The organism is Azospirillum thiophilum (assembly GCF_001305595.1).
Classification (GTDB): Bacteria; Pseudomonadota; Alphaproteobacteria; order Azospirillales; family Azospirillaceae; genus Azospirillum; species Azospirillum thiophilum.
Genome location: NZ_CP012406.1, coordinates 358576 through 382124, shown reverse-complemented (window position 1 = coordinate 382124; position 23549 = coordinate 358576). Strand labels below are relative to the sequence as shown.

Here is a 23549-nt window from a genome sequence, read left to right as displayed (position 1 = left end):
TCGTCAGGCCTGTTCCCGCCGGATCAGCCGGGCCGAGGCGAAGCCCAGCCCGGCGGTGAGCAGGCCGACGCCGAGGAACAGCGGGGCGAAGCCGGTGTGGATGGCGACATAGCCGTACAGCACCGGCCCGATCCCCTGGCCGATGAAGAAGCTCGACGCGAACAGAGCCAGCGCCGACCCGCGGGCGGCGGGCGCCAGCTCCGTCGCCTGGGTCTGCATGGTGTTGTGCAGCATGTAGAAGCCGAAGCCGGCGACCAGGAAGGCAAGGCTCACCACCGGCCAGGGCACCGGGAAGGCGATGACCAGATAGGACAGTCCGGCGGCCAGCCCGCCCGCCTTCATCATGCCCCACTGGCCGAGCGAGGCGATCAGCCGCCGCACCACCGCGCTGTAGACCACGCCGCCGATGGCGAAGGCGGCGATGGTCAGCCCGGCCTGGAAGGCGCCGGCCGCGCCATGCTCGATCAGCACCGGCGCGACGAAGGGGAAGATGCCGAAGATCAGCAGCCCTTCGGCCGCGACGGTGGCGAAGACGATCAGCGAGGCCGGGTTGGACAGCACCGTCGCATAGTTCCGCTGCGCCCCCGCGATCGACAGCGGCGAGCGCGTCTCCACCTCGCGCGACAGCCCGATCAGCGCCGCGGCGCAGATCAGCGCGGTCAGTCCGGCGGACAGGCCGAACACCACGCGCCAGCCGAAGGTCTCCGCCAGCGCGCCCGACACGGCGGAGCCCGACATCTGTCCCAGGATCACCGCCAGCAGGAAGCGGCTGATGGCGATCTGGCGCTCCTCATAGGGCACGCGGTCGCCGATCAGCGCCATCGATGCCGGGATGATGCCGCCGGCGAAGGCGCCGGCCAGGATGCGGCCGGCCATCACCGTGCCGTAGGTCGGGGCGATGGTGGACAGCACCAGCCCGACCGTCAGCACCGCCAGCGCCAGCCGGACCAGCCGCGACTTGCCGATGGCGTCGCCGACCGGCCCGAGCACGACCTGCATCAGCGCATAGGGCAGCGTGTAGGCCGACGCCAGCAGCGCCGCCTGCTGCACCGTCACCCCGAGATCGTCGGCGATCAGCGTCAGCATCGGATCGGTGGTGCGCAGGGAGAAGGCACTGGCGAAGCCCGCCAGCCCGAGAAGGAATATGAGACGCATGGATGGCCCGAACGGCAACGGTGACGGTTCAGGACCTTAACCGGATCGGGCGCGCCCGTACCGCGGTGCGGCGGTGATGGCTGTCATGCGCATGATGCGGGGGATGGGACGCGGGAGCCGGGACGGGACGGCCATTACCCGCGAGGTAATCGATTCACGTCCCGCAGCCGGGCGATCGTGGGGGACCAGGATGCCACCGGACAAGGAGACCGTATCATGGGCGTCATCCGCACCGACGACGGCGTGGAGCTGTTCTACCGCGATTGGGCAGCCGAAGAGGGCAGGGACGAGGGGGAGGGCCGGCCCATCCTTTTCGTGTCGAGCTGGTCGCTGACCTCGGACGCCTGGGCCTACCAGATGCTCCCGCTGTCGATGCAGGGCTGCCGCTGCGTCGCCTTCGACCGCCGGGGCCATGGCCGCTCGGCGGAATCGCCGTCGGGTTACGGCTTCGACCGGCTGGCCGACGACATCGCCGCCCTGCTGGAGGCGCTCGATCTGCGCGGCGTCACGCTGGTCGGCCATTCGATGGCGACCGGGGAGATCTTGCGCTATCTGACCCGGCACGGCGCCGGCCGGGTTGCCGGCGTGGTGATGGTGGGGACGATCACCCCGCTGCTGGCGAGGACCGCCGACAACCCCGACGGCGTCGACCCGGCGGTCTTCGAGGCCTTCCGGTCGGAGCAGCTGCTGCGCGACTTCCCCAAATGGCTGGGCGACAATGTCGGACCCTTCCTGGACGAGCGGACCTCGGCGGAGGTGAAGGGCTGGATCACCGGCATGGCGCTGAACTCTTCGCTGAAGGCCCTGCTCGACTGCCACCGCGCCATCACCTCGGCCGATTTCCGCCGCGAGCTGCCGGGGATCGCCGTGCCGACGCTGGTGGTGCATGGCGACCGCGACGTGACCACGCCGCTGGATCTGGCCCGCCGCACGGTGGCGCTGATGCCGAACGCCACCCTGTCGCTGTATGAGGATGCCCCGCACGGCCTGTTCCTCACCCACCGAGACCGCTTCAACGCGGAATTGCTGGCCTTCGTCCAGAGATAGCGGCAGATCATGGCCGTCCGTCCCATTGCCGTTCGTCCAACCCGGAAGACAGCGTCGGAGCCTCCCCATGCCTGCCATTCCCTCCAATCACGGCCGGCTTCCGGCTGGGCAGCCGGTCGGCGCGCTGCTGCGGTCCTGGCGCCGCCGCCGCGGCCTCAGCCAGCTCGATCTCGCCTGTGAGGCGGACATTTCGACCCGCCATGTCAGCTTCCTGGAGACCGGACGGTCGCAGCCGAGCCGCGGTATGCTGATCCATCTCGCCGAAAGGCTGGACGTGCCGCTGCGCGACCGCAACGCCTTGCTGGTCGCCGCCGGCTTCGCCCCGCTCTACAGCGAGCACGGCCTGGACAGCCCGGCGATGCGGGCGGCGCGCAAGGCGGTCGAGCTCGTGCTGACCGGCCACGAGCCCTTCCCGGCGCTGGCCATCGACCGTCATTGGACCCTGGTGGCTGCCAACCGGGCAGTGGCGCCGCTGCTGGACGGGGTGGCGGCTGAACTGCTGGCCCCGCCGGTGAATGTCCTGCGGCTCAGCCTGCATCCCGGCGGGCTGGCGGGCCGCATCGGCAACTGGGCGCAGTGGCGCGCGCATGTCCTGTCCCGGCTGACCCGCCAGATCGACGGCAGCGCCGACCCGGTGCTGGCGGCGCTGCGCGACGAATTGCAGGGCTATCCCGCCCCGGCCGGCGGCGGTGGCGAAGACCATGGCGGAGGGGGCGGCGGCGGCGAGGACGGTCATCATCCCGACGTGGTGGTTCCGCTGCGCCTGCACAGCGCCGCCGGCATGCTCAGCCTGTTCGGCACGACCACGGTGTTCGGCACCGCCGTCGACATCACCCTGTCGGAACTGGCGATCGAGGCCTTCTTCCCCGCCGATGCCGAAACGGCGGACCGGCTCCGCCGGGCGCTTGCCTGAACGGAGCCGGCTCCCCGATCCCTCTCAGCTCATCGCCACCAGGCTGGCGTTGCCGCCGGCCGCGGTGGTGTTGGTGCTGACCGAGCGCTCGTTCATCAGCCAGGCGATCTCCACCGCCGCGCAATCGGCAAAGCCCTGGGTCAACACGAGCGGGCCGGGCAACTCGGCGATGCGGCGGTTGGTGGCCAGCAGGCGGGCGGCGTCGCCCTCCACCAGCGCGCCGGCCAGCGGGCCGGAGGAGAGCCAGTCCGCCGTCACCCGGACACGGGCGGCAAGTTCCGCCGGCAGGCGGGCCAGGAGCCCGGTGAGCCCGGCCTGCGCATCGACCACCGCCTCGTTGCCGGTGGCGAGCGCCGCGCCGAGCAGCCGGTACAGCCCGTCCTCCGTCTGCGGCAGCAGCAGGATGCGGCCGCGCGGGATCAGGCTGTAGATGTTGCGCTCGCCGACCGGGCCGGCCAGCTCGACGCTGCCGCCGACCTGCGACCGCTTCGTCAGCGTGCGGACATGGGTGGCGGCCTCCGCCTTGCCCTGGTCGGCCAGCCAGTCGGCGAAGGCGCGGGCCGGCGCCCGCTCCGTCTCGCCGCCGCTCATGCCGTTGTCGAGCGAAGGCCGGGCCGACAGCAGGCGCGACAGGTAGAGCGGGCCGCCGGCCTTGGGGCCGGTGCCGGACAGGCCGTGGCCGCCGAAGGGCTGCACGCCGACCACCGCGCCGATGGTGTTGCGGTTGACATAGAGGTTGCCGGCCTCGATCCGCCTGCACACCCGCTCGACGGTGGCGTCGATGCGGGTGTGCAGGCCGAAGGTCAGGCCGTAGCCGGTGCCGTTGATGGCGTCGACCAGCCGGTCCAGATCGTCGCGGCGGTAGCGCAGGACGTGCAGCACCGGGCCGAACACCTCGCGCTCCAGGTCGGCGATGCCGTCGATCTCGACGATGGTTGGCGCGACGAAGGTGCCGTGCGCGGCCTCGCCCGGCAGCGGCAGCGACTCCACCCGCCGGCCCTTGGCCCGCATCGCCTCGATGTGGCGCAGGATGCCGTCGCGCGCCTCCGCGGTGATGACCGGCCCGACATCCACCGCCAGCCGGTCGGGGCTGCCCAGCCGCAGCTCGCGCATCGCCCCCTTCAGCATGGCGAGCGTGCGGTCGGCCACATCCTCCTGCAGGCAGAGGATGCGCAGCGCCGAGCAGCGCTGGCCGGCGCTGTCGAAGGCCGACGCGATGACGTCGCCCACCACCTGTTCCGCCAGGGCGGAGCTGTCGACGATCATGGCGTTCTGGCCGCCGGTCTCGGCGATCAGCGGGATCGGCGTGCCCTGCGGCGACAGCCGCCCGGCCAGTTGCCGCTGGATCAGCCGCGCCACCTCGGTCGAGCCGGTGAACATCACCGCCCGCGTGCCCTCATGGCCGACCAGCGCCGCCCCGACCTCGCCGGCGCCGGGCAGCAGTTGCACCGCGCCGGCCGGCACGCCGGCGGCACGCAGGATGCGCACGGCCTCCGCCGCGATCAGCGGGGTTTCCTCCGCCGGCTTGGCCAGCACCGGGTTGCCGGCGGCCAGCGCCGCGGCAACCTGGCCCGAGAAGATGGCGAGCGGGAAGTTCCACGGGCTGATGCAGACCACCGGCCCCAGCGGGCGATGGGTCTCGTTGGCGAAGCGGTCGCGGACCTGGGCGCCGTAATAGCGCAGGAAGTCGATGGCCTCGCGCACCTCGGCGATGGCGTTGGCGGTCGACTTGCCGGCCTCGCGGATGATCAGCCCCAGCAGGGTCGGCATGCGCGCCTGCATCGCGTCCGCCGCCCGGAACAGGCAAGCGGCGCGCTCGGCCGGCGGGGTGGCCGCCCAGACCGGGGCTGCCGCCTCGGCGAACATGAGGGCATCGGCGATGTCGGCCGGGGACGCATCGATGCACTGGCCCACCACGTCACGATGGTCGGCCGGGTTCCTCACCGGCTTGACGGCGCCGTTGCGCTCGCCATCCGCCAGCAGCGGGGCGGCCCTCCAGACCATGCCGGCGCTGTCGCGCAATGCCGCCGACAGGCCGCCCAGCGTGTCCTCGTTCGACAGGTCCAGCCCGGCGGAATTCGCCCGTTCGGCACCGAACAGGTCGTTCGGCAGCGCGATCAGCGGGTTGCGTGACCCTACCGGCAGGGCGGCGCGGGCCTGCTCCACCGGATCGGCGACCAGCTCGTCGATCGACACGCTCTTGTCGGCGATGCGGTTGACGAAGGAGCTGTTGGCGCCGTTCTCCAGCAGGCGGCGGACCAGATAGGCCAGCAGCGTCTCGTGGGTGCCGACCGGGGCATAGACGCGGCAGGGCCGCTGCAGCGGGCCGACGACCTCCTTGTAGAGCGGCTCGCCCATGCCGTGCAGGCACTGGAACTCGTACTGGCCGACCTGGAAGCCGGCCGGGTTCATCTGCTCGGCCATCCGGTAGATGGTGGCCAGCGTCTGGGCGTTGTGGGTGGCGAATTGCGGGAACACCGCGTCGGGCGCCGCCAGCAGCCGGCGGGCGCAGGCGGCATAGGAGACGTCGGTGTGCAGCTTGCGGGTATAGACCGGGAAATCCTCCAGCCCGTCGACCTGGGCGCGCTTGATCTCGCTGTCCCAATAGGCGCCCTTGACCAGCCGGACCATCAGCCGGTGGCCGCTGCGCCGGGCGAGGTCGGTGATGAAGTCGATGACGTAGGGGCAGCGCTTGCCATAGGCCTGGACGACGAAGCCGATGCCGTTCCAACCCGCGAGGTCCGGCTCGAAGCACAGCGATTCCAGCAGGTCGAGCGACAGTTCCAGCCGGTCGGCCTCCTCGGCGTCGATGTTCAGCCCGATGTCGTAGCGCCGGGCCAGCCGGACCAGGTCGGTGACGCGCGGCAGCAGCTCCGCCATCACCCGCTGGCTCTGGGCGCGGGAATAGCGCGGGTGCAGGGCCGACAACTTGATCGAGATGCCGGGACCGTTGTAGATGCCGCGCCCGGCCGACGCCTTGCCGATGGCATGGATAGCCGTTTCATAATCGGCGTAATAGCGGTCGGCGTCGGCGGCGGTGGTCGCCGCCTCCCCCAGCATGTCGTAGGAATAGCGGAAGCCCTCCGCCTCCATCTTGCGGCTGTTGGCCAGCGCCTCGTCGATGGTCTGGCCGGTGACGAACTGCTCGCCCATCATCCGCATGGCGAAATCGACGCCGCGGCGGATCAGCGGCTCGCCGCCGCGCAGGATCAGCTTGGTCAGCGCCGACGACAGCGCCTGCTCGCCGCCGAAGCTGTCGTTCAGGACGCCCGTGACCTTGCCGGTGACCAGCAGCCCCCAGGTCGCGGCGTTGACGAACAGCGACGGGCTGTTGCCGAGATGGGCGCGCCAGTCGCCGCCGGAGATCTTGTCGCGGATCAGCGCGTCGCGGGTGGCGCGGTCGGGGATGCGCAGCAGCGCCTCGGCCAGGCACATCAGGGCGACGCCCTCCTGGCTGGACAGGCTGTATTCGTGGATCAGCCCCTCGACCCCGCGCCCCTGCGGCTTGGCGCGCAGCGCCGCGATCAGCGTGCGCGCCGTCTCGGCCGCCGCTTGCGCTACCCCGGCCGGCAGCGTCGCCTGCTCCACCAACCACGCCACGCAGTCCGGTTCCGGCCGGCGATAGGCCGCCGTGATCGCCCGGCGCAGCGCGCTTGCCGGCCGGACCGTCGGGGCGAAGGCGGCGAAGGGGCCGGCGCCGGTCTCCAGCGACGGTTCGGTGACGGCGGGCGACAGGGTCGGGTCGGTCATCTGATTCATCTGGGGCTCGGGGGTGCTCGGGGGAAGGGGCGGCGGTAAGGGAATGCGGGGGCGGTCCGGCTCTCCTCCGAGCCTGTCGCCAGCCCTCTTCCCGGCCGTCAGGCTAACCGATTCCGGGCCGGGCTTTCCAACTGGTAATTCACCGATTTTATGATCATAAATTCTGAATAATAGTATTTATACAGAATATAATATGGCAATTCTGGGGTTTTATCAGAACATATGACATGTTTTTGGTGAGGCCTTCCGGAAGATGCTCCGCGGGCAATATAAAATTCTGCATAGACGTCAAAACTATGGTGAAAATCTGGAAATCAGCAAAAATTCAATATTTTGACCGAGACAATGCCCGATTTCACGCATGGATATATTTGCGCCGCCTTGGTGAACGGGCGGCATAAAAAAAGCCCGCCCCGGTTTCCCGGGGCGGGCCTTGTCGGACGAATCATCCCGCGTCAGCGGGTCGGGACCGGCGGCGTCTGCGAGTAGTCGTAGAAGCCGCGGCCGTATTTCTTGCCGATCCAGCCGGCCTCGACATACTTCACCAGCAGCGGGCAGGGGCGGTACTTGCTGTCGGCCAGGCCTTCGTAGAGCACCTGCATGACGGCGAGGCAGGTGTCCAGGCCGATGAAGTCGGCCAGTTCCAGCGGGCCCATCGGGTGGTTGGCGCCCAGCTTCAGCGCGGTGTCGATGGCCTCGACGCCGCCGACGCCCTCATAGAGGGTGTAGACCGCCTCGTTGATCATCGGCAGCAGGATGCGGTTGACGATGAAGGCCGGGAAATCCTCGGCCACCGCGGCGGTCTTGCCGATGGCGAGCGTCAATTCGCGGATGGCGTTGAAGGTGGGCTCGTCGGTCGCGATGCCGCGGATCAGTTCGACCAGCTGCATCACCGGCACCGGGTTCATGAAATGCATGCCCATGAACTTGGCCGGACGGTCGGTCGCCGCGGCAAGGCGGGTGATCGAGATCGATGAGGTGTTGGTCGCGATCAGCGCCTCGGCATTGAGGTGCGGGACCAGCTTCTTCAGCAGGTCGCGCTTCAGCGCCTCGTTCTCGGTCGCCGCCTCGATCACCAGATCGCTGTCGCCGAACACCGACAGGTCGGTGCCGGTGGCGATGCGGGCGAGCGCGGCGGTCTTCTCCGCCTCCTCCAGCTTGCCCTTCTGGATTTGCCGGTCGTAGTTCCGGCCGATCCCGGCGAGCGCCTTTTCCAGGACCGCGTCGCTGATGTCGGACAGGACGACATCATAGCCGGCCTGGGCGCAGACCTGGGCGATGCCGCTGCCCATCTGGCCGGCGCCGATGATGCCAATCTTCTTGATCGTGGTCATGGGGCTGTCCCGCGAAGGATGTGGGTGTGAAGGTCCGCCCGCGGATGCCGGATCGGCCGGCCCCCGCGGGCGTCCCGGATCAGCGAGCCTTGTCCAGTTCGGCCGTCAGCTCCGGCACGGCCTTGAACAGGTCCGCGACGAGGCCGTAATCGGCGACCTGGAAGATGGGCGCTTCCTCATCCTTGTTGATCGCGACGATCACCTTGCTGTCCTTCATGCCGGCCAGATGCTGGATCGCACCCGAGATGCCGACGGCGATGTACAGGTCGGGTGCGACGATCTTGCCGGTTTGCCCGACCTGGTAATCGTTGGGCACGAAGCCGGCGTCGACGGCGGCGCGCGACGCACCGACCGCGGCGCCCAGCTTGTCGGCGAGCGCCTCCAGCAGCGGGAAATTCTCGCCCGACTGCATGCCGCGCCCGCCCGAAACCACCACGCGGGCGGCGGTCAGCTCCGGCCGCTCCGACTTGGTCAGCTCGGCCGAGACGAAGCCCGACAGGCCGGCAGCGCCGGTGCCCGACACGCTCTCGACCGCGGCCGAACCGCCTTCGGCGGCGGCAGCCTCGAAGGCGGTGGTGCGGACGGTGATGGTTTTCACCGCATCGGCGGACTGCACGGTGGCGATGGCGTTGCCGGCATAGATCGGCCGCTCGAACGTGTCGGCGGAGACCACGGCGGTGATGTCGGAAATGGCGGCGACGTCGAGCAGCGCGGCGACGCGCGGCAGCAGGTTCTTGCCGACCGAGGTGGCGCCGGCCAGCACATGGCCGTAGCCGCCCTTGGCGGTGGCGACCACCAGCGGGGCGACGTCTTCCGGCAGCTGGTGCTCGTAGGCGGCATCGTCGGCCAGCAACACCTTCGACACGCCCGCGACCTTGGCGGCGGCGTCGGCCGCCGCCTGGGCGCCCTTGCCGGCGACCAGGATGTGGATGTCCCCGCCAATCTTCGCAGCGGCGGTGACGGCGTTCAGGGTGGCGGGCTTCAGCGACGCGTTGTCGTGTTCGGCGACGACGAGAATGTTGGCCATGGTCAGATCATCCCCCTCAGATCACGCGCGCTTCGGTCTTCAGCTTGTCGACCAAGGCGGCGACATCCGCCACCTTGACGCCGGCCTTGCGCTTGGGCGGCTCGACCACCTTCAAGGTCGTCAGCCGAGGCGTCACGTCGACGCCGAGCGCGTCGGGCGTGACCGTCTCCAACGGCTTCTTCTTCGCCTTCATGATGTTGGGCAGCGAGGCGTAGCGCGGCTCGTTGAGGCGCAGGTCGGCGGTCACCACCGCCGGCAGCTTCAGCTCGACCGTCTCCAGCCCGCCGTCGATCTCGCGCGTCACCGCGACCTTGCCCTCACCGGCGACGATCTTAGAGGCGAAGGTGCCCTGGCCCCAGCCGAGCAGCGCCGCCAGCATCTGGCCGGTCTGGTTGCAGTCGTCGTCGATCGCCTGCTTGCCGAGGATGACGAGGCCGGGGGCTTCCTTGTCGGCCAGCGCCTTCAGCACCTTGGCGACGGCCAGCGGTTCGGTCGTCCCGTCGGTCTGCACAAGGATGGCGCGGTCGGCCCCCATGGCAAGCGCGGTGCGCAGGGTTTCCTGGGCCTGGGTCGGGCCGACGGAGACGACGACGATCTCGGTCGCCGTACCGGCCTCCTTCAGCCGCACCGCCTCTTCGACGGCGATCTCGTCGAAGGGGTTCATGCTCATCTTCACGTTGGCGGTCTCGACGCCGCTGCCATCCGCCTTCACGCGGATCTTCACGTTGTAGTCGACCACTCGCTTAACGGGGACGAGGACTTTCATAACTCACCCTGGCTGCTGAGCGCGCGCCCATTAGGGCGAACACCGCGAAAATTGCTGTGGTTGCGAACGGACCATAGGATCTGACAATACCACTGTCAATGATGCCCCGACGCACGCGGCGCGGCGCCACCCTTCACCCCGTCATGCTGCGGTCAGCGGTTGGCGCCCGGAACCCACAGCACGTCGTCCGCCCCGTTGCGGTTCACCACCCGACCCAGCACGAACAGATGGTCCGACAGCCGGTTGACGTATTTCAGCGCCGCCGGGGTCACCGGCTCGTGCCGTGCCAGATCGGCGATCAGCCGCTCCGCCCGGCGCACGATGGTGCGTGCCAGATGCAGATGCGCCGCGGCCGGCGAACCGCCGGGCAGGATGAAGGAGGTCAGCGGCGCCAGCCCGGCGTTCATCGCATCGATCTCCGCCTCCAGCCGGTCGACCTGGGCCTGGACGATGCGCAGCGGCGGGTATTTCGGGTTCTCCTCCTCCGGCGTGCAGAGGTCGGCGCCGAGGTCGAACAGGTCGTTCTGGATGCGGGCGAGCATCGCGTCGGCCTCCGGCAGCGCCGCACTGTGCAGGCGGGCCAGCCCGACGGCGGCGTTCGCCTCGTCCACCGTGCCGTAGGCGGCGACGCGGCGGTCGCCCTTCGGCACCCGGCTGCCATCGCCCAGCGAGGTTTCCCCGGCGTCGCCGCCGCGCGTGTAGATCCTGGTCAGCTTAACCATGAAAGACCCTCAGCTCCCGGTCAGGATGGCGAGAACGAACAGCAGCAGCGCAATGCCCTGCAGGGCCACGCGCAGCCGCATCGCCTTGTTGGAGCGGCGAGGATCGCCCTGTCCGCCGCGGACCATGAAGAAGAGGCCGACGAACAGCGAGCCGACAACCGCCAGCATCGCCATGACCATCAGGATGGGGAAAAGTTCGTGCATGGAAAGCACTATAGCCCAGCATTTCGGCCGCGCCTATGGCGACTCAGGGAAATCTGGTGCGGGCAAATCTGGCCCAGGCAAATCCGTGGCCGGCAAATCGGGGTGAATGCCGGGGTATGGACGAATCGTCACTTCGGGTAATCCCCCCGTTGCCAAAACCGTTGGACTGCATACAGTGCGCGGCGACGGACGGCGGTCGGCCGGACCGGCGGCGGATGCGGAGAAGCGGGCGATGCGGCGGCGGACTTTCCTGAAGACGGCCTTCAAGGCGACGGCGGCCGTTGCGGCCGGCACCGGCGCATTGGCGGCGCTGACCCGAGAAAGCGTGCAGGCGGCCCCCGGCGCCGTCAAGTCGGTCGCCTTCCCCGACGGGTTCCTGTGGGGTGTCTCCACCTCCAGCTACCAGATCGAGGGCGCGGTGGCGGCGGACGGGCGCGGCCCCAGCATCTGGGACAGCTTCAGCCATTCCTTCGGCCGGATCGCCAACGGCGACACCGGTGACGTCGCCTGCGACCATTACAACCGCTATGCCGAGGATGTGGAGCTGATGGCGCGGGCCGGCATGAAGGCCTACCGCTTCTCCATCGCCTGGCCGCGGGTGCTGCCGCAGGGGACCGGCACGGTCAACGCCAAGGGGCTGGACTTCTACGACCGGCTGACCGACGCGCTGCTGGCCCGCGGCATCCAGCCCTGGCCCTGCCTCTATCACTGGGACCTGCCGCAGGCGTTGCAGGACAAGGGCGGCTGGACCAACCGCGACATCGCCGGCTGGTTCACCGACTATGCCCTGGCGGTGACCGCCCGGCTGGGCGACCGCGCCAAGAACTGGGTCATGCTGAACGAGCCGTCGGTCGTCGCCATCTTCGGCCACGGCACCGGCGGGCATGCGCCGGGGATGACCGGGCGCGACACCTGTCTGGCGGCGATCCACCACCAGAACCTCGCCCAGGGCACGGCGCTGGCGGCGCTGCGGCAGGCCGGCGGCAAGGGCTGGCAACTCGGCACCGTGCTGTCGCTGCAACCGTCCTGGCCGGTCGGCGGACTCGATTCGAACTATCCGGCCTCGCTGATGTGGGACGCGGTGTGGAACCGGTCCTGCCTGGACCCGCTGTTCAAAGGCCGCTTCCCGGAATTGCTGGAGGCCGAGTTCGCCCGCATCGCCAAGCCGGACGACCTCGCGCGGATCAAGCAACCGGTCGATTTCCTCGGCGTCAACTATTACAGCCGCATGCACCAGCAGCCCGACCCGCAGGGGCTGTTCGGCACCGGCTACGGCTCGGCGCCGGAGGGCACGCGCAAGACCGGCATGGACTGGCCGGTCGAGGCCGACGGGCTGAGCGAGTTCCTGGCCGAATTGCAGGAAAGCTACGGCAATCCGGCGGTCTATGTGACGGAGAACGGCGCCGACTATCCCGACAGCGTCGGGCCGTCGGGCCGGGTGGAGGACCGCGACCGCATCGGCTATTTGCGCGACCATCTGCTGGCCGCCGCCAAGTCGATCGACGAGGGCTGCAACCTGAAGGGCTACATGGCCTGGACGCTGCTGGACAATTTCGAATGGGCGGAGGGCTACCGCCGCCATTTCGGGCTGGTCCAGGTCGACCGCCAGACGCTGGCCCGCAAGCCCAAGGCCAGCTACGACTGGTATGCCTCGGTCATCCGCAACAATGCGGTTCCGCTCGCCTGACGGCCGGAGCGGTCAGGCGAGGCGGCGCATCGCGCCGTCCACCCGGCCGAGGAACCGCTTCCGGCTGACATCGGTGGACCGGTCCATGTCGTAGTGGGCGAGGTAGCGCAGCCTCGCCTGCGGTGCGCAGGCGGCCAGCACGCCCTTCTTCAGGATTCGGCGGGCGGGATTGCGCATGTAGAGTTCCGCCAGCCACCAGGGCGATCCGAAGCTGGTCAGCACTGCCACCGTGCGGAGCCCGGTCAGCAGCGGCAGGATGCGGCCGCCGTCCCGATCATGCCGGAAGGCGATGCCCGGTCCCCACACGCGGTCGATGTATCCCTTGAGGATCGCCGGCTGGTCGAACCACCAATGCGGATAGCAGAACACCAGCCCTTCCGACCAGCGCAGCCGCTCGACGAGTTCGGCGACGGCCGAGGCGTCATAGTCCGGCGAAAAATAGCTGGCGCGTTCCGTGACGGTCAGCGCCGGCGCGAAGCCTTCGGAATAGAGATCGGTCTCCATCACCTCGTGGCCGGATGCCCGCAGGGCGGACACCGCCGTGCCATGGACGGCGGCGGCGAAGCTCTGCGGCAGGGGATGGGCGAGGATCGTTTGAATTCGCATCGCGGAACGATAGCACGGCAACCGGTTCATGATACCCTGCGGCCGATCATCCCAGAACCATCCGTGCGACATGCCCTCTCCGCGCCCGCCCCAGCCGACCCGCTTCGCCATCCAGAAGGCGCGCGGCAAGGGATGGAAGACGCTGGAGGTGGGGGAGGAACTGTCCCAGGCGAAGGCACGGTTCGAGCGCATGGTCGGCGTCAACCCGCGCGCCTATTTCCGGCTGATCCAGCTCGATTACAATGCCGACTCGGCCTATGAGGGCATGGAGTTCAACTGGACCCTGATCGAGCTGTACGACCCCACGAAGGGCGGGCCCACGAAGGGCAGGCCGACGACGGGCAGCCGCCTCCGGTCCCCGGCGAAGGCCGCGCCGGCGAAGTCGGGCCGCCGGCCGAAGGCGAAGGAGGCGGTCGCCCTGCCGTTCCGCATCTATCTCGCGGTGGTCCTGATCGGTTCGCTGGCCGGGGTGCTGGCCTACCTGCATTTCGCTGGCGGGCGGTAAGGCGTCACTCGTTCGCATAGCCCTTGCGCCGCATGCATTGGGCGAAGATTTCCTTGCGGTAGCCGTATTGCGGCGTCTCCGGCAGAGGGCGCAGGGGATAGCCGCGCAGGCGCATGGCGTTGTCCACCTGTTCGTTGCATTCGTCGAAGGCGATGGTCGGGACGTCCTGGCCGGCCGTCCAGTCGCGGTAGGCCGGCGGGCCGCCGCAGCCGGCCAGCAGGGTCAGCGCCGCCAGCCCGGCCGGCAGCATCCATGGACGTGCGTTCCTGAACCCGGTCATGGCTCTTCCGATCCCTCGTTTCCGCCCCCGAATTGACGCTACCACGACCGGGCTTTCCCGATCCATTTTCGGACACCATTTTTGAAAGCGCGCCTTTTCGGCAACGCTGCGCCGCGGACAACGCAGACGCACGAAAATCGCCGCCGGGAAAGCGCCCCGATCTGGTAACACGGTCTCTGCCCCCGATCGGCGGGAGCTGTGGTGTCGTGGCTCGATGGTCGGTCTGGCGTCACGGACGGAGGGGATGGGCATGTCTGGGATTTCGCGGCGGGTGCATGGCGGCGCCGCGCTGGCGGTGGTGATGATGGTGTCGGTTCTGGCGATGGGAATGCCCGGCTCCGCGCGGGCGGAGCCATCGACCGCCGACATCCAGTGGGCGCAGACCATCCTGAAGGAAAAGGGTTACGACATCGGCGGCCGGGCCAAGGGCCAGATGACGCCGGAGACCCGCAACGCGCTCCGCACCTACCAGAAATCGGCCGGCCTGCCGGTCACCGGCAACCTCGACCAGGCCACCGTTTCCAGGATGATGGGCGAGCGCGAGCAGAAGGCGGCGCCGACCATGGGCAGCCTGTCCAAGAGCCAGGTCGGCCAGACCCGCCGCGACAAGGAGGTGGCGCCGCGCGCCGCCCCGACCGGCCGCGTCGATGCCGGCAACGAGAGCGTCGGCGGCATGGCCCAGTTCGGCGGCGCGCCGGTGTCGTCTTCCTCTTCCTCTTCCTCTTCCTCTTCCTCGGGCAGCCATGGCGCTCCAGCGGCGTCTCCGGCTCCGGCGCCGACCGCCGCGGGGCGTCCGGCCGCCGGCCACACGGCGAACGCCAGCGAAAGCCCGGCGCCGCAGGCGGCTCCGCGCGGTGCGGTGTCGGCCACCACGCCCGACGGCAAGCCGGTGCCGGTGGAGGACGCGGCGGCTGTCGGCGCTGCCCCGTCGGTCTGGCAGTCCAACGCCGCGCGCGTCGGGGTCGCCGGACTGATCGCCGCGACGCTGGGCGGCATCGGCTTCGCCTGGTGGCGCAGCGGCCGGGGCGTCGATCCGCTCAGCCGGGCGCCGGCGGGCGACGACCGTCCGCGCGAAAGCCGCATCGAGCCGAGCTTCGGTTCCCCCCGCCGGCGGGAGGAGCTGACGCCCGGCCCGCGGCTGACGGCGGAGGCGCGGCGGCGCTGAGCGGGTTTCAGCAGGCCCCCTCCCCCGACCGTGGAGGGACGGGAACTGCCGTCGTCACATCATCATCGGGCAGCCGCCCCCACCCCCGCAGCCCCCGCTGGCTGGGCAGGCGGGCGCCGGGGCGGGCTTGGACTTGCCGACGCGGGGGGCCATGATCGCCTTGGCGACCTCGGTGCCGCCGCAGGACGGGCAGGGAATGCCGGCGGTCTTCTTGGCGTCATAGTCGGCCATATTGTCGAAGTATGCCGCATCAACCGCCGAAAAACGCTTGAAAATCAACTCGGTAAGCGCGGCTATAGATGACGTGAAAGCATGGGAAAACATGTTGTTTCACGCTAACGCCATCAATGACTTAGCGGGCAATATCGAATTGCCCGCGCTGCCCTAAGAGCATTTCACCTCAGTCCACTCCGCGCCCCGAACATCCCGGTACAGGGCGGTCATGTCCGGCGACTTGTGCCCCAGAAGGGCCTGGGCGTTGATGCCCTGGGCGTCGTACAGGCGGGCTGCCAGCGACCGGATTTCATGGAAGCTGGGCGGGGTGCCGTCCCACGTCCTGCCGGTCTTGTCGCGGGCTTCGGCGAACCAAGCGGTGATGGTGTGCGGTCGCACCCGGTCGCCGGGCTTGGCCCGGCCGGCGAAGGTGGCGTGGTGGATGAAGTGCTTCGACAGGACGTTGTCCCGGCAACGGGCGATCACGTCGCCCACCGACCATCCCATCGCCTGAAGGCGCAGCTCCAGCGGGATGCAGATGCGCACGCCGTGCTTTTCGGTCTTGGCCGGAATGACCCACAGCTTGCCGTCCCTGACGTCGCGCGGACCAAGCGTGGCGATTTCCTCTCGCCTCTGACCTGTGACCAATGCCAGCTCCATGGCGCGGGCCAACCACGCGGAGTAATCGCGCAGGGCCACGGCATGGATGGCCTGGAAGTCTTCCAGGGTCAGGCGGGCGCGCTGCACCTCCGCGTGGGCGGCCTTGGTGGCAGTGGCTGGGTTGATCTGCGTCCAGCCCTTCGAGACGGCGACGCCAAAGAAATCCAGCAGGAAACCCCGCATCGCCTTCGCCATGCGCATCTTACCGCGCTCTTCCCACCCGGCGAGGAAGTCGGCAACGTCGCGAGTCGTGAGCGCCTCTACCCGCTTCCCCTCCCATGCCGTGCGGACGGTGCGGAGATAGCGGGTCGAGGCGTCGTAGGTGTTCTTCCTGATCCGGTTGGTGGCATAGCGCGTGTCCAGCACGCCGCTGAACAGGTCGCAGAATGCGTCGACGCTGCTGTCTTTGCCGCCTGTGATCCGGTCGACCAACCGGCGCTTCACGCGCAATCCATCGACCACATGGTTGGCCTCAATCGCTTGGTCGACCGCGCTTTTCCGGTCTCGGCCTAGACCGTGTTCCTTCCCGGTTTGGGGGTCGCGCCAAGAGAAATAGCCGTTCCGCTCGTAGAGGTTGGCCGGCAACCCGCGGGTCGCCCGGCTACGCCGTCTTCCCACGTCCGCGCTCCTCCAAGATCTTTTCCGCCAGCGATCCGCGTCGCGGCTTGGCCGGCGCTGAACGGGCTATGGGCTTGGTGGGGTCAATATAGATCGCGGTCGGTTGCACGAAGAACGTCCGTCCATGCTTTTCGGCAGGGGGAAAGATGCGCGATTCCCGCGCCCAGCGACGGAGCGTGTCAATCCCCGGCGAGTGATCGCCGTAGGTTTCGCGCGCCCATTGTTCCAGGGTCAGCAGCTTGCTCATTCTCTCACCTCACCAGCAGGGGCTGCACCGCCCCATCGCCATAGATCATGTCCTGTGGGACATCGCCGGTCGGCTCGTCCCCATCCCAGCCGTTCGGCCAAGTGCCGGCCGCAATCAGCTCGCGGATGCGGTTTTCTTCCTCGGGGTTCAGCATGTCGATGACGGGGCGGCCGATCTGCGCGGCGGCTTCGTTCACGGCTGCCTGGATCGACAGGATGCGGTCTAGACCCATCAGCCGGGCTTCGAAGGTCAGCGGCCCCATGCGCTGCCGGTTCTTCGCCGTGGCGATGGTGCCATCGGCATTCAGCCCGGTCTTCTTCAGCCGGTGTTTCGGCAAGCGCAGCTCGCGGTACAGCGGCTTCAGCCCCTCCAAGGGAGAGAGGTACGCCCACTTCGCCGACCTCAGGCTCGACTCGAGCGCCAGTTCCTTCTGTGCCAGCGGGCAGCCGGTGCAGCCCGTGCGGGCGTTGATTTCCTCCGCCTCGTCCCCGCCGTAGGCATCGGCAATATCCGCCGTGGCCCAGCCGGCGGCATGGGCATCGAACATCAGCCATTCCCATACATGGCAGACCCGCCAGTGCAGCAGCGGGGCCAGCGTAGCGATTCGCCCGCGGATGCCCTTGGCGTTTGGCAAGACCTGCTGATACCAGCCCTGACCGCACTCCCCGCCGTCCTTGCCGCAGGAAAGGGCAATCCGCTGGTCGCGCGCCGCGCTTTCGCCCAGGCGGACCCCGGTGATCATCAGGAAGGTGCCGTCGACGGCATTGATCTGCTGTTCGATGGCCGCCGTCATCGGGTCCACCTTGATCTGGCGGGTACACCAACGAAGCGTGTTGTTGTTCGGCGGCGGCACCCCGCGCCCCAGGATGTAGACGAGGAAGCGCTTTTCGAGCGGGGCCGTGACCACGCGCACCGTGATCCCGCGCGACCGCAGCTGATCCATGATCCGCTGGGCGGCGATGGCGAGCGGCGGCAGCTCCTGACGGGTGTCGGCATAGAAAACGGTCAGTGAGCGCGGCCGGTGGATACGGCCGGTGTCCAGCAGATGCACCAGCAGGGTCAAGGTGGCGGAACTGTCCTTGCCACCGCTCCAGGCGATGCCCCAGTGCGCATGATCGGCACCATGCGCCAGCAGGCTCTGCACCGTCAGGTCGATGGCGTCGGCCTTGTGCAGGCGTTCGCTGTCCCAGAGGGTCGCTTGCAGCTTGCTCATTCCTCGCCCTCCGGATACAGGAAGTCGCGGACGTCGCCCCAGCGGTCGGCGGTGCGCTCGAGCTGCGCCCGGTACTCGTCTTCGCGGGCGATGGCGGCTTCCCAGGCGTCGCCGTCGATCAGGCCGTCAATCTGGTCGCGGATCAGCTTGTCGATAACGGTGGGGTCGAGTGCGTCCAGCTCCCACGACTGGTCACCGTGGCGCTTGATGTAATCGGCAAAGCGGCTGTCGGCCTCCTTCGCGGGATTGGGCGGCGGACGGTAGCGCCGGACCTGATCCATGTTCAGCGCCAGCCGGCGGATTTCGATCATGTCAGCATCCCCGGCGAACAGGCCGAGCCGGTCGCCGTTGTCGCGCGTCATGTCCAGCCCGGACGGGTCATGGTCGCCCAGGTGCAGCACGACCACGCGCTTGCCGTCCCGGTGTTTCTGCCGAAGCCGGCGGCCCGCGCGCCACTGTTCGCTCTGGCTGGTGTAGCCACGGCAGGCGAAGAACGGGACATAGAAATCCGTGCAGACCGGTTCGATCACGCCGACCAAGGCTTCCTTCTCAATCCACACCTCGACGTGTGCGGGCTGATCGGCCCACCGGTCCACCCGGAACTGCGACGCGCAGGCGTCGATGATGCTTTCCGGATCCGTCCATGTGGACACGCGCTGAAGGTTGCGCGTGCGGTCTTCGATGGCCTCCCAGTCGATCAGCCCGGCCATGCGGCCATCGTTCACGATCTGGCCGAGCCGCTTGTAGCTCTGCATGGTGTTCGGGATCAGCGCCCGCGCCACGAACTGGTAGTACAACTGCCTCAACGTCAGCGTGAAGCCCTGCCGCTGGTAATCGGCAATGATGTCGTTCGCCTGAAGGATCACCTCTTCGTTCTTGGCGCTGAAGCGCTTCTGCACGAAAGCTTCACGGGGCATGGTGGTCGCCCTCCTTCGGGAAGAGGTGGCGGCCGATCAGGGCGATGGTGTCTTCACGCGACGGCAGGGCGGCGAACAGCTCACCCTCTTCGGTGCAGCCGTCGCACAGGCGCGTGGTGCGATCGATGCGCGTGCGTTCGCCGCAGGCGGTGCAGTGGCCGATGACGGTCATTCAGCGGCCCTCCTTCGGGAAGCGGTTCAGCAGCCCTTCGGTCAGCTGCCGCAGGTTCATCAGCGCGTTGCGCCCGTCCAGCGGGCACGGGCCGGCTTCTTTCAGCCGGTCGATCAGCCGTTCCAAATCGGCGACGGCGGACAGGCCCGCCCGGTGCAGGTTCTGCTGTTTGGTCATGGTTCTCACTTCCGCCGCTCGCGGCGGCCGGTCTTGGGGTTGAAGGTGCGGGGCCGCCACCGCCGGCCGGCGGCGCGGTCTTCGTCGAGGAAGTCGGAGACAAGGGCGGTGACCGCGGCGAAGCCGCCGGGCTGGCGCAGGACGCGCCACGTCATCACCGCTTCGTAGAGCTTCGCGCCGCGCAGCCGCGCCCGGTTGTTCCAGGCGACGCGGCAGAACGGGCTGCAAAATTCCTGCGCCAGATCGGTGACCGTGTAGACGGCTCCGCACTCCCGGCACACCGACCCACGGGCCGCAGGCTCGGCGGGCCGTCCTGGGGCTTCTGGCGGAACGCGTGTACACGCCGCGGATTTGCTGGGGTTCGGCATCACTGCACCCGCAGGCGCAGGTTCACCAGATACATGCAGCTGGTCTTCTGCCGCCGCAGGCCGCGCGCGGTCATCTGGCGCATCAGGCCGTTCTGGGACATCGGTTCCAGGCCGCGCGGCTTGCACCATGCGACATAGGTTTCCCACATGGCCGAAACCTTCAGCCGCGCGCCGGGGGCCGGTTCGGTGCAGTCGGCAAGGAACGAGTCCACCCAGTCCGGCGGTTCGTCCCCCTTCTTCTTGGACTTGGTGGCGTCCAGCGGCGGCAGGGGCGAGGACCGCCACAGCCGGCGGGCGGCGTCGCGACCGCCCAGCATGCGCGCTTCGCGGATGATGTCGATCCACAGGCGGTAAATCGCTTCAAGGCCGGGGTCGTTCGTCTGCGGCACGGCGGGCAAAGCTCCGCCGTCCACCGGATCATTGGTGGTGTCGGTCATGTCGAAGTCTCGGAATGCGTGGCCCCGGCAACCCCCGGCACTTCCGCCGAAGCCGGGGGTCACTGGCTGGGACACACGCTATGTGGCTGGATTGCGCCAGCCGCGCCCGCTGCCTGTTGCGGCGGCGGCCGGAGGGGACACAGTGCATCCGCTCTGGTCGCTGTCGCACAGCTTTAAGGAGCGGCCGGGGCCATGACAGCCCCGGCCGCGTGCGCTACCATCGGGGCACCACACCAACCGATGGAGCGTTTCCGTGAGTGGCATTTCGTCAAACCAACTGCTGATATGGCGTGAGGAATTGAGAAGATATTCTCTTCCTGCGCCCGATGACGCTGATGCTGTCAATGCAAAAAGCGTTGCAAGCGTAAGTATATCAGAAGCAAAGAGTGGAGTTGTTCTTCGGTTTGTCTCAAAAGGAGACGGTGAATTTCTGACGGTTGATTTAAAAATTAACGCCGTTGTAGCGCGAGCAATCGCCGCATCCATCCGTGCAGCGGGCCAAGATGCCGGTTGGCTTGATCGGGACGGTGAGCTGGTGGTTGCCCCTGGAACCGAAGCACCGAGCCATTAAGTTTCCGCACCTGCGAGCATATCCCTAGATGGCAACCGATGCGCCAGAGCTTGGCGCGAAGGCGCATCGGCCATGTCACGCGCTTCCACAGTCCGTCCGCGTGGTAGACCGAAACAACCGCTTCCCAGGTGTCAGTATCGAGCCGGAATTTGAGGTTCTGTTCCTCCGCGTAATGCAGCGGAAGGCGAAGTTCGTAAGCAAATCGCTTGCCTTCCCAAACCTCCCACTTCGTCTGATCGACTTGGGCAAAGATGGGAAGCAGATTCGGAGCACCGGTGATGTTCTCGCTCATGCGTTTGCTCCCCGTCAGGCAGCGTGCTTCACGCCCAGCAACTCGCGGGCATAGCCGCGGGCGGCTTCGGCATGCTTGGCGAGGTCGCTGGCGCTGAAATCGGTCAGCAGGTCGGTATCGGTGACGGGGTCGCCGGCCGCGCCCAGGTCGGCGATTTTGCGGCCCATGGCGCGGGCGGTCGCGTGCAGGTCAGACGGGCTGCGCTTCGAATGGCGATGCTTCAAGGTGGCCTCCATGGCTTTGGGATTGCGGTGGGTCTTCCGGCCCGCCGCTGTCGCGCGTACCATTGGCGTCGCTACACAACCGAATGGGGCGCTGACATGGGTGTGTTCGATGGATTGAGCCGTTTCTTCCGGCGAACAGAAGCTGTGCCGCCGGTTATGCCCGCGTCCTTCCAGCCGGAAGGGCTGACCGAACCGGATGATGCGGACATGACTGGCTTGTTCGTGACCATCGGGGTTGACTTGGCACTGGTTGACCAGTCGGACCATGATGGCCGCGCGCATTTCTGTGTTGGGAACGACAAGTTCCAGGCCATCGCCGAAGATGCGGCCGGGTCTACCTTTGCCATCGACTATCAGGACAGCAAGGGTACCCTGTCGCGGCGGCGAATCACGATGCGAGAGCTTTATACGAACGGCGAGCGGACCTACGTGCAGGCGTTCTGTCATGAACGCCGCGCGGCCCGGTCCTTCCGCTTCGACCGGATCGTCGAGGTGATCGACCTTGATGGCGAGTGCCATGACCCGCGACGGTTCTTCACCGAAGCGCTGGGACTGGAGTTCCCGACCGTCGCAACGGTCAGCAGCCCGACCAAAACGCCCGCCAGCCCGGTTCGTTTCGAGCAACCGGCCCCACGCAACCGCGTCGCCGGTCCCGACGTACGAACGACGGACAAGCCGGGGATGGCCCAGCGCCGGGCGGCGCGCGATGGGCTGCGCGTGCTGGTCGCCTTGGCCCGTGCCGATGGCGAACTGCACCCCGAAGAGGTGGAAGTCATCCTGGATTACATCGCGGAGCAGTCGGACCTGTGCGGCGTCGAGATGACGGAGGCTGATCGCGCAGCCCTGTTGCCGTACCTGAGGCGGCAGCAGCCCGGTTGGGATGTTCTTGGCGATTGTCTGTCGGCTTTGAACACTGCGCCGCGCATTCGGCAGCGCCTGCTGATCCGCTACGCCATGCAGTTGATGGACGCGGACGGAGTGCAGGACCCGGCCGAATTTGAACTCGTCATGCGTATTCAGCAGGAATTGGCAGCGAAGTAACGGCATATCGCAGCCTCAGAAAAATCCCCGGCGGACCGCGTTCCAGTCCGCCGGGCAGGTTGGGAGGATCGTTCAAGAGGGCCGTGCAAGGCTTCCGAACAGCCCAACCATATGCGCATGCGCATTCGTGGCGCAAGAGAGAAAATGCGCTTACGCATTACCTCGGCAGCATTGTCAGAAACAGGCGCAACTCCCCCTCATGGCTGATTCGCCCACACCGGGAGAAGTTTTAACAAATTCCCGCAGGAGGCGGTTGAGACAACGTTCCTATTATGTTCCTATATGGGATTACGATTTTGGAGGAAGATTATGACGAGCGAAGCGGGCTTGGCCGAGTTAATAGAGGCTTTCAACAGCTTGCCGAAGGATGAGCAACGGGAGCTTCAATTAGCTATCAGTCGGCGCGCCCGAGCCGCCCGCGAGCGGCTGCGGCTCGCTTACGAAGAAGGTCTTCAAGATCCTTGCGCTCTTCAGGGTCCACAACACCTATTACCTGAAGGTCTTCAGCTAGCCGAGCGCTTGCTTCTGCGTCCGTGATGGTTGCCTCAACGCTATCTGACAACAGGAAATCATCAACCGTTTGGCCGGCGAATGCCGCCAACGCAACCAAGTTCTCTGGCTTGATATCCGCGCCCTTAGTCCATCTGTTCACAGTCGATTGATGGACACCAATCTTTTCAGCCAGCTCCAGCTGCGTGAGCCGGTGGCGCTCTAGTAAGCGTACAATTTTCTGCGCAAGGTTCACCATGCGCCCATGCATATAGCCGAGCGACGCGCATGGCAAATGCGGTAACGCATTTGGCTCTTGCACACTAATGCGCATGCGCATACGCTCCCCGCATGAACCAGATGCGCCACATCCGAACGGCCATTCTCTGCATCTCGCAGAAGGCCATGGCTGAAATCGTCGGACGAGACCAAGCGACCATCAGCCGGTGGGAAAGCGGGGAGCTCGACCCCTCACGCCGTGAAATGGAACGCATCCGATGCCATGCGATGGCACGCGGCAAGCCGTGGGATGACGCGTGGTTCTTCGATCCGCCTCCGGCGATGGCTGACCGGAAGGTCGTTGCCGCATGAGCAGAGTAACAGCAACTGCCGGACGCAGCGCGCCGCAGCGAACCGCCCGCTTCGGGCTGACGGGACTGTGCGTGCGGGTGTCGATGCTGCGTCCGGTGGGCTTCGGGCATGGCGTGATTATGTCGGCGCGAACGTCTCGCGTCATGTGC

At 67.7% G+C, this 23549-nt stretch carries 28 protein-coding genes; 7 read left to right on the top strand and 21 right to left on the bottom strand.

Going from position 1 to position 23549, the window contains the following annotated elements; translation table 11 throughout:
• Nucleotides 1-3 precede the first annotated feature (3 nt).
• On the bottom strand, nt 4-1155 hold the full coding sequence (locus AL072_RS30080; RefSeq protein ID WP_045585138.1) for an MFS transporter: 1152 nt from the start codon (nt 1153-1155) through the stop codon (nt 4-6).
• A 216-nt stretch (nt 1156-1371) separates the two neighbouring features.
• Here AL072_RS30080 and AL072_RS30075 point away from each other — a divergent pair, with 216 nt between their 5' ends.
• A complete protein-coding gene (locus tag AL072_RS30075; RefSeq protein ID WP_045585137.1) occupies nt 1372-2202 on the top strand; it encodes an alpha/beta fold hydrolase in 831 nt (276 codons plus the stop codon).
• Between the two features lie 67 nt (nt 2203-2269).
• Nucleotides 2270-3115, top strand: coding sequence for a helix-turn-helix domain-containing protein (locus AL072_RS30070; RefSeq protein ID WP_045585136.1), 846 nt, complete (start codon nt 2270-2272; stop codon nt 3113-3115).
• Between the two features lie 24 nt (nt 3116-3139).
• Here AL072_RS30070 and putA read toward each other — a convergent pair whose 3' ends face one another.
• The 6 genes from putA to AL072_RS30040 all read right to left on the bottom strand — a co-directional run bounded on the left by putA (nt 3140) and on the right by AL072_RS30040 (nt 10927).
• Nucleotides 3140-6865: a trifunctional transcriptional regulator/proline dehydrogenase/L-glutamate gamma-semialdehyde dehydrogenase gene (gene putA / locus AL072_RS30065; protein ID WP_245637055.1), complete on the bottom strand. Its 3726-nt coding sequence runs from the start codon at nt 6863-6865 to the stop codon at nt 3140-3142.
• A 464-nt stretch (nt 6866-7329) separates the two neighbouring features.
• Complete coding sequence (locus AL072_RS30060; RefSeq protein WP_045585135.1) at nt 7330-8208, bottom strand: 3-hydroxybutyryl-CoA dehydrogenase; 879 nt, start codon at nt 8206-8208, stop codon at nt 7330-7332.
• A gap of 79 nt (nt 8209-8287) precedes the next feature.
• Complete coding sequence (locus tag AL072_RS30055; protein ID WP_045585134.1) at nt 8288-9235, bottom strand: electron transfer flavoprotein subunit alpha/FixB family protein; 948 nt, start codon at nt 9233-9235, stop codon at nt 8288-8290.
• A 16-nt stretch (nt 9236-9251) separates the two neighbouring features.
• Nucleotides 9252-10001: an electron transfer flavoprotein subunit beta/FixA family protein gene (locus AL072_RS30050; RefSeq protein WP_045585133.1), complete on the bottom strand. Its 750-nt coding sequence runs from the start codon at nt 9999-10001 to the stop codon at nt 9252-9254.
• A 152-nt stretch (nt 10002-10153) separates the two neighbouring features.
• Nucleotides 10154-10723: a cob(I)yrinic acid a,c-diamide adenosyltransferase gene (locus tag AL072_RS30045; RefSeq protein ID WP_045585132.1), complete on the bottom strand. Its 570-nt coding sequence runs from the start codon at nt 10721-10723 to the stop codon at nt 10154-10156.
• A gap of 9 nt (nt 10724-10732) precedes the next feature.
• The gene (locus tag AL072_RS30040) at nt 10733-10927 is read right to left on the bottom strand and encodes a twin transmembrane helix small protein (protein WP_045585131.1); all 195 of its coding nucleotides are present in this window, start codon (nt 10925-10927) and stop codon (nt 10733-10735) included.
• 232 nt (nt 10928-11159) lie between these two features.
• On the opposite strand from AL072_RS30040, the gene AL072_RS30035 reads away from it, so the two are divergent.
• Nucleotides 11160-12614 (top strand): GH1 family beta-glucosidase, encoded by a 1455-nt coding sequence (locus AL072_RS30035; RefSeq protein ID WP_045585130.1) that lies wholly within the window; start codon nt 11160-11162, stop codon nt 12612-12614.
• Nucleotides 12615-12626: 12 nt separating this feature from the next.
• On the opposite strand, the gene AL072_RS30030 is transcribed toward AL072_RS30035, so the two are convergent.
• On the bottom strand, nt 12627-13220 hold the full coding sequence (locus tag AL072_RS30030) for an NAD(P)H-dependent oxidoreductase (RefSeq protein WP_045585317.1): 594 nt from the start codon (nt 13218-13220) through the stop codon (nt 12627-12629).
• A 70-nt stretch (nt 13221-13290) separates the two neighbouring features.
• Between AL072_RS30030 and AL072_RS30025 the strand changes: the two genes are divergently transcribed.
• A complete protein-coding gene (locus tag AL072_RS30025) occupies nt 13291-13725 on the top strand; it encodes a hypothetical protein (RefSeq protein ID WP_045585129.1) in 435 nt (144 codons plus the stop codon).
• Nucleotides 13726-13729: 4 nt separating this feature from the next.
• Here the strand turns inward: AL072_RS30025 and AL072_RS30020 are convergent, their stop codons facing one another.
• On the bottom strand, nt 13730-14005 hold the full coding sequence (locus tag AL072_RS30020) for a hypothetical protein (protein ID WP_045585128.1): 276 nt from the start codon (nt 14003-14005) through the stop codon (nt 13730-13732).
• Nucleotides 14006-14255: 250 nt separating this feature from the next.
• Between AL072_RS30020 and AL072_RS30015 the strand changes: the two genes are divergently transcribed.
• A complete protein-coding gene (locus AL072_RS30015) occupies nt 14256-15170 on the top strand; it encodes a peptidoglycan-binding domain-containing protein (protein WP_045585316.1) in 915 nt (304 codons plus the stop codon).
• Nucleotides 15171-15224: 54 nt separating this feature from the next.
• Here AL072_RS30015 and AL072_RS34660 read toward each other — a convergent pair whose 3' ends face one another.
• The 11 genes from AL072_RS34660 to AL072_RS35040 form a co-directional block, all read right to left on the bottom strand.
• Nucleotides 15225-15401 (bottom strand): DUF1178 family protein, encoded by a 177-nt coding sequence (locus tag AL072_RS34660; protein ID WP_144428421.1) that lies wholly within the window; start codon nt 15399-15401, stop codon nt 15225-15227.
• A gap of 153 nt (nt 15402-15554) precedes the next feature.
• The gene (locus AL072_RS30010; RefSeq protein ID WP_052710360.1) at nt 15555-16628 is read right to left on the bottom strand and encodes a tyrosine-type recombinase/integrase; all 1074 of its coding nucleotides are present in this window, start codon (nt 16626-16628) and stop codon (nt 15555-15557) included.
• Between the two features lie 16 nt (nt 16629-16644).
• Nucleotides 16645-16908, bottom strand: a complete 264-nt coding sequence (locus tag AL072_RS30005; protein ID WP_045585126.1) for an excisionase — start codon at nt 16906-16908, stop codon at nt 16645-16647.
• Between the two features lie 4 nt (nt 16909-16912).
• On the bottom strand, nt 16913-18121 hold the full coding sequence (locus tag AL072_RS30000) for a phosphoadenosine phosphosulfate reductase domain-containing protein (protein WP_045585125.1): 1209 nt from the start codon (nt 18119-18121) through the stop codon (nt 16913-16915).
• On the bottom strand, nt 18118-19038 hold the full coding sequence (locus tag AL072_RS29995) for a hypothetical protein (RefSeq protein WP_045585124.1): 921 nt from the start codon (nt 19036-19038) through the stop codon (nt 18118-18120). Before AL072_RS29995 ends, AL072_RS30000 begins: the two co-directional genes overlap by 4 nt.
• Nucleotides 19028-19210, bottom strand: coding sequence for a hypothetical protein (locus tag AL072_RS29990; RefSeq protein ID WP_045585123.1), 183 nt, complete (start codon nt 19208-19210; stop codon nt 19028-19030). The genes AL072_RS29995 and AL072_RS29990 overlap by 11 nt, the downstream gene beginning before the upstream one ends.
• Nucleotides 19211-19387 carry a hypothetical protein gene (locus tag AL072_RS35045; RefSeq protein WP_158511112.1) on the bottom strand — a complete coding sequence of 59 codons (177 nt, stop codon included), beginning with the start codon at nt 19385-19387 and terminating at the stop codon, nt 19211-19213.
• 5 nt (nt 19388-19392) lie between these two features.
• The gene (locus tag AL072_RS29985; RefSeq protein WP_045585122.1) at nt 19393-19668 is read right to left on the bottom strand and encodes a hypothetical protein; all 276 of its coding nucleotides are present in this window, start codon (nt 19666-19668) and stop codon (nt 19393-19395) included.
• A gap of 86 nt (nt 19669-19754) precedes the next feature.
• Nucleotides 19755-20192 carry a hypothetical protein gene (locus AL072_RS29980; protein ID WP_045585121.1) on the bottom strand — a complete coding sequence of 146 codons (438 nt, stop codon included), beginning with the start codon at nt 20190-20192 and terminating at the stop codon, nt 19755-19757.
• Nucleotides 20193-20641: 449 nt separating this feature from the next.
• Nucleotides 20642-21055, bottom strand: a complete 414-nt coding sequence (locus AL072_RS34655; protein ID WP_144428420.1) for a hypothetical protein — start codon at nt 21053-21055, stop codon at nt 20642-20644.
• A 14-nt stretch (nt 21056-21069) separates the two neighbouring features.
• On the bottom strand, nt 21070-21279 hold the full coding sequence (locus AL072_RS35040; protein ID WP_158511111.1) for a hypothetical protein: 210 nt from the start codon (nt 21277-21279) through the stop codon (nt 21070-21072).
• 96 nt (nt 21280-21375) lie between these two features.
• Between AL072_RS35040 and AL072_RS29970 the strand changes: the two genes are divergently transcribed.
• Nucleotides 21376-22320: a tellurite resistance TerB family protein gene (locus AL072_RS29970; RefSeq protein ID WP_158511110.1), complete on the top strand. Its 945-nt coding sequence runs from the start codon at nt 21376-21378 to the stop codon at nt 22318-22320.
• A gap of 394 nt (nt 22321-22714) precedes the next feature.
• Here the strand turns inward: AL072_RS29970 and AL072_RS33895 are convergent, their stop codons facing one another.
• Nucleotides 22715-23143 (bottom strand): helix-turn-helix domain-containing protein, encoded by a 429-nt coding sequence (locus AL072_RS33895; RefSeq protein WP_158511109.1) that lies wholly within the window; start codon nt 23141-23143, stop codon nt 22715-22717.
• Between the two features lie 17 nt (nt 23144-23160).
• Between AL072_RS33895 and AL072_RS29965 the strand changes: the two genes are divergently transcribed.
• A complete protein-coding gene (locus AL072_RS29965; protein WP_045585118.1) occupies nt 23161-23400 on the top strand; it encodes a helix-turn-helix transcriptional regulator in 240 nt (79 codons plus the stop codon).
• Nucleotides 23401-23549: the final 149 nt, after the last annotated feature.

What these genes read in the sequence shown, in the direction of transcription:
- AL072_RS30080 (WP_045585138.1), bottom strand. Translation starts at nt 1,155, where the DNA reads ATGCGTCTCATATTCCTTCTCGGGCTGGCGGGCTTCGCCAGTGCCTTC.
- AL072_RS30075 (WP_045585137.1), top strand. Translation starts at nt 1,372, where the DNA reads ATGGGCGTCATCCGCACCGACGACGGCGTGGAGCTGTTCTACCGCGAT.
- AL072_RS30070 (WP_045585136.1), top strand. Translation starts at nt 2,270, where the DNA reads ATGCCTGCCATTCCCTCCAATCACGGCCGGCTTCCGGCTGGGCAGCCG.
- putA (WP_245637055.1), bottom strand. Translation starts at nt 6,865, where the DNA reads ATGACCGACCCGACCCTGTCGCCCGCCGTCACCGAACCGTCGCTGGAG.
- AL072_RS30060 (WP_045585135.1), bottom strand. Translation starts at nt 8,208, where the DNA reads ATGACCACGATCAAGAAGATTGGCATCATCGGCGCCGGCCAGATGGGC.
- AL072_RS30055 (WP_045585134.1), bottom strand. Translation starts at nt 9,235, where the DNA reads ATGGCCAACATTCTCGTCGTCGCCGAACACGACAACGCGTCGCTGAAG.
- AL072_RS30050 (WP_045585133.1), bottom strand. Translation starts at nt 10,001, where the DNA reads ATGAAAGTCCTCGTCCCCGTTAAGCGAGTGGTCGACTACAACGTGAAG.
- AL072_RS30045 (WP_045585132.1), bottom strand. Translation starts at nt 10,723, where the DNA reads ATGGTTAAGCTGACCAGGATCTACACGCGCGGCGGCGACGCCGGGGAA.
- AL072_RS30040 (WP_045585131.1), bottom strand. Translation starts at nt 10,927, where the DNA reads ATGCACGAACTTTTCCCCATCCTGATGGTCATGGCGATGCTGGCGGTT.
- AL072_RS30035 (WP_045585130.1), top strand. Translation starts at nt 11,160, where the DNA reads ATGCGGCGGCGGACTTTCCTGAAGACGGCCTTCAAGGCGACGGCGGCC.
- AL072_RS30030 (WP_045585317.1), bottom strand. Translation starts at nt 13,220, where the DNA reads ATGCGAATTCAAACGATCCTCGCCCATCCCCTGCCGCAGAGCTTCGCC.
- AL072_RS30025 (WP_045585129.1), top strand. Translation starts at nt 13,291, where the DNA reads ATGCCCTCTCCGCGCCCGCCCCAGCCGACCCGCTTCGCCATCCAGAAG.
- AL072_RS30020 (WP_045585128.1), bottom strand. Translation starts at nt 14,005, where the DNA reads ATGACCGGGTTCAGGAACGCACGTCCATGGATGCTGCCGGCCGGGCTG.
- AL072_RS30015 (WP_045585316.1), top strand. Translation starts at nt 14,256, where the DNA reads ATGTCTGGGATTTCGCGGCGGGTGCATGGCGGCGCCGCGCTGGCGGTG.
- AL072_RS34660 (WP_144428421.1), bottom strand. Translation starts at nt 15,401, where the DNA reads ATGGCCGACTATGACGCCAAGAAGACCGCCGGCATTCCCTGCCCGTCC.
- AL072_RS30005 (WP_045585126.1), bottom strand. Translation starts at nt 16,908, where the DNA reads ATGAGCAAGCTGCTGACCCTGGAACAATGGGCGCGCGAAACCTACGGC.
- AL072_RS30000 (WP_045585125.1), bottom strand. Translation starts at nt 18,121, where the DNA reads ATGAGCAAGCTGCAAGCGACCCTCTGGGACAGCGAACGCCTGCACAAG.
- AL072_RS29995 (WP_045585124.1), bottom strand. Translation starts at nt 19,038, where the DNA reads ATGCCCCGTGAAGCTTTCGTGCAGAAGCGCTTCAGCGCCAAGAACGAA.
- AL072_RS29990 (WP_045585123.1), bottom strand. Translation starts at nt 19,210, where the DNA reads ATGACCGTCATCGGCCACTGCACCGCCTGCGGCGAACGCACGCGCATC.
- AL072_RS35045 (WP_158511112.1), bottom strand. Translation starts at nt 19,387, where the DNA reads ATGACCAAACAGCAGAACCTGCACCGGGCGGGCCTGTCCGCCGTCGCC.
- AL072_RS29980 (WP_045585121.1), bottom strand. Translation starts at nt 20,192, where the DNA reads ATGACCGACACCACCAATGATCCGGTGGACGGCGGAGCTTTGCCCGCC.
- AL072_RS34655 (WP_144428420.1), bottom strand. Translation starts at nt 21,055, where the DNA reads ATGAGCGAGAACATCACCGGTGCTCCGAATCTGCTTCCCATCTTTGCC.
- AL072_RS29970 (WP_158511110.1), top strand. Translation starts at nt 21,376, where the DNA reads ATGGGTGTGTTCGATGGATTGAGCCGTTTCTTCCGGCGAACAGAAGCT.
- AL072_RS33895 (WP_158511109.1), bottom strand. Translation starts at nt 23,143, where the DNA reads ATGCGCATTAGTGTGCAAGAGCCAAATGCGTTACCGCATTTGCCATGC.
- AL072_RS29965 (WP_045585118.1), top strand. Translation starts at nt 23,161, where the DNA reads ATGAACCAGATGCGCCACATCCGAACGGCCATTCTCTGCATCTCGCAG.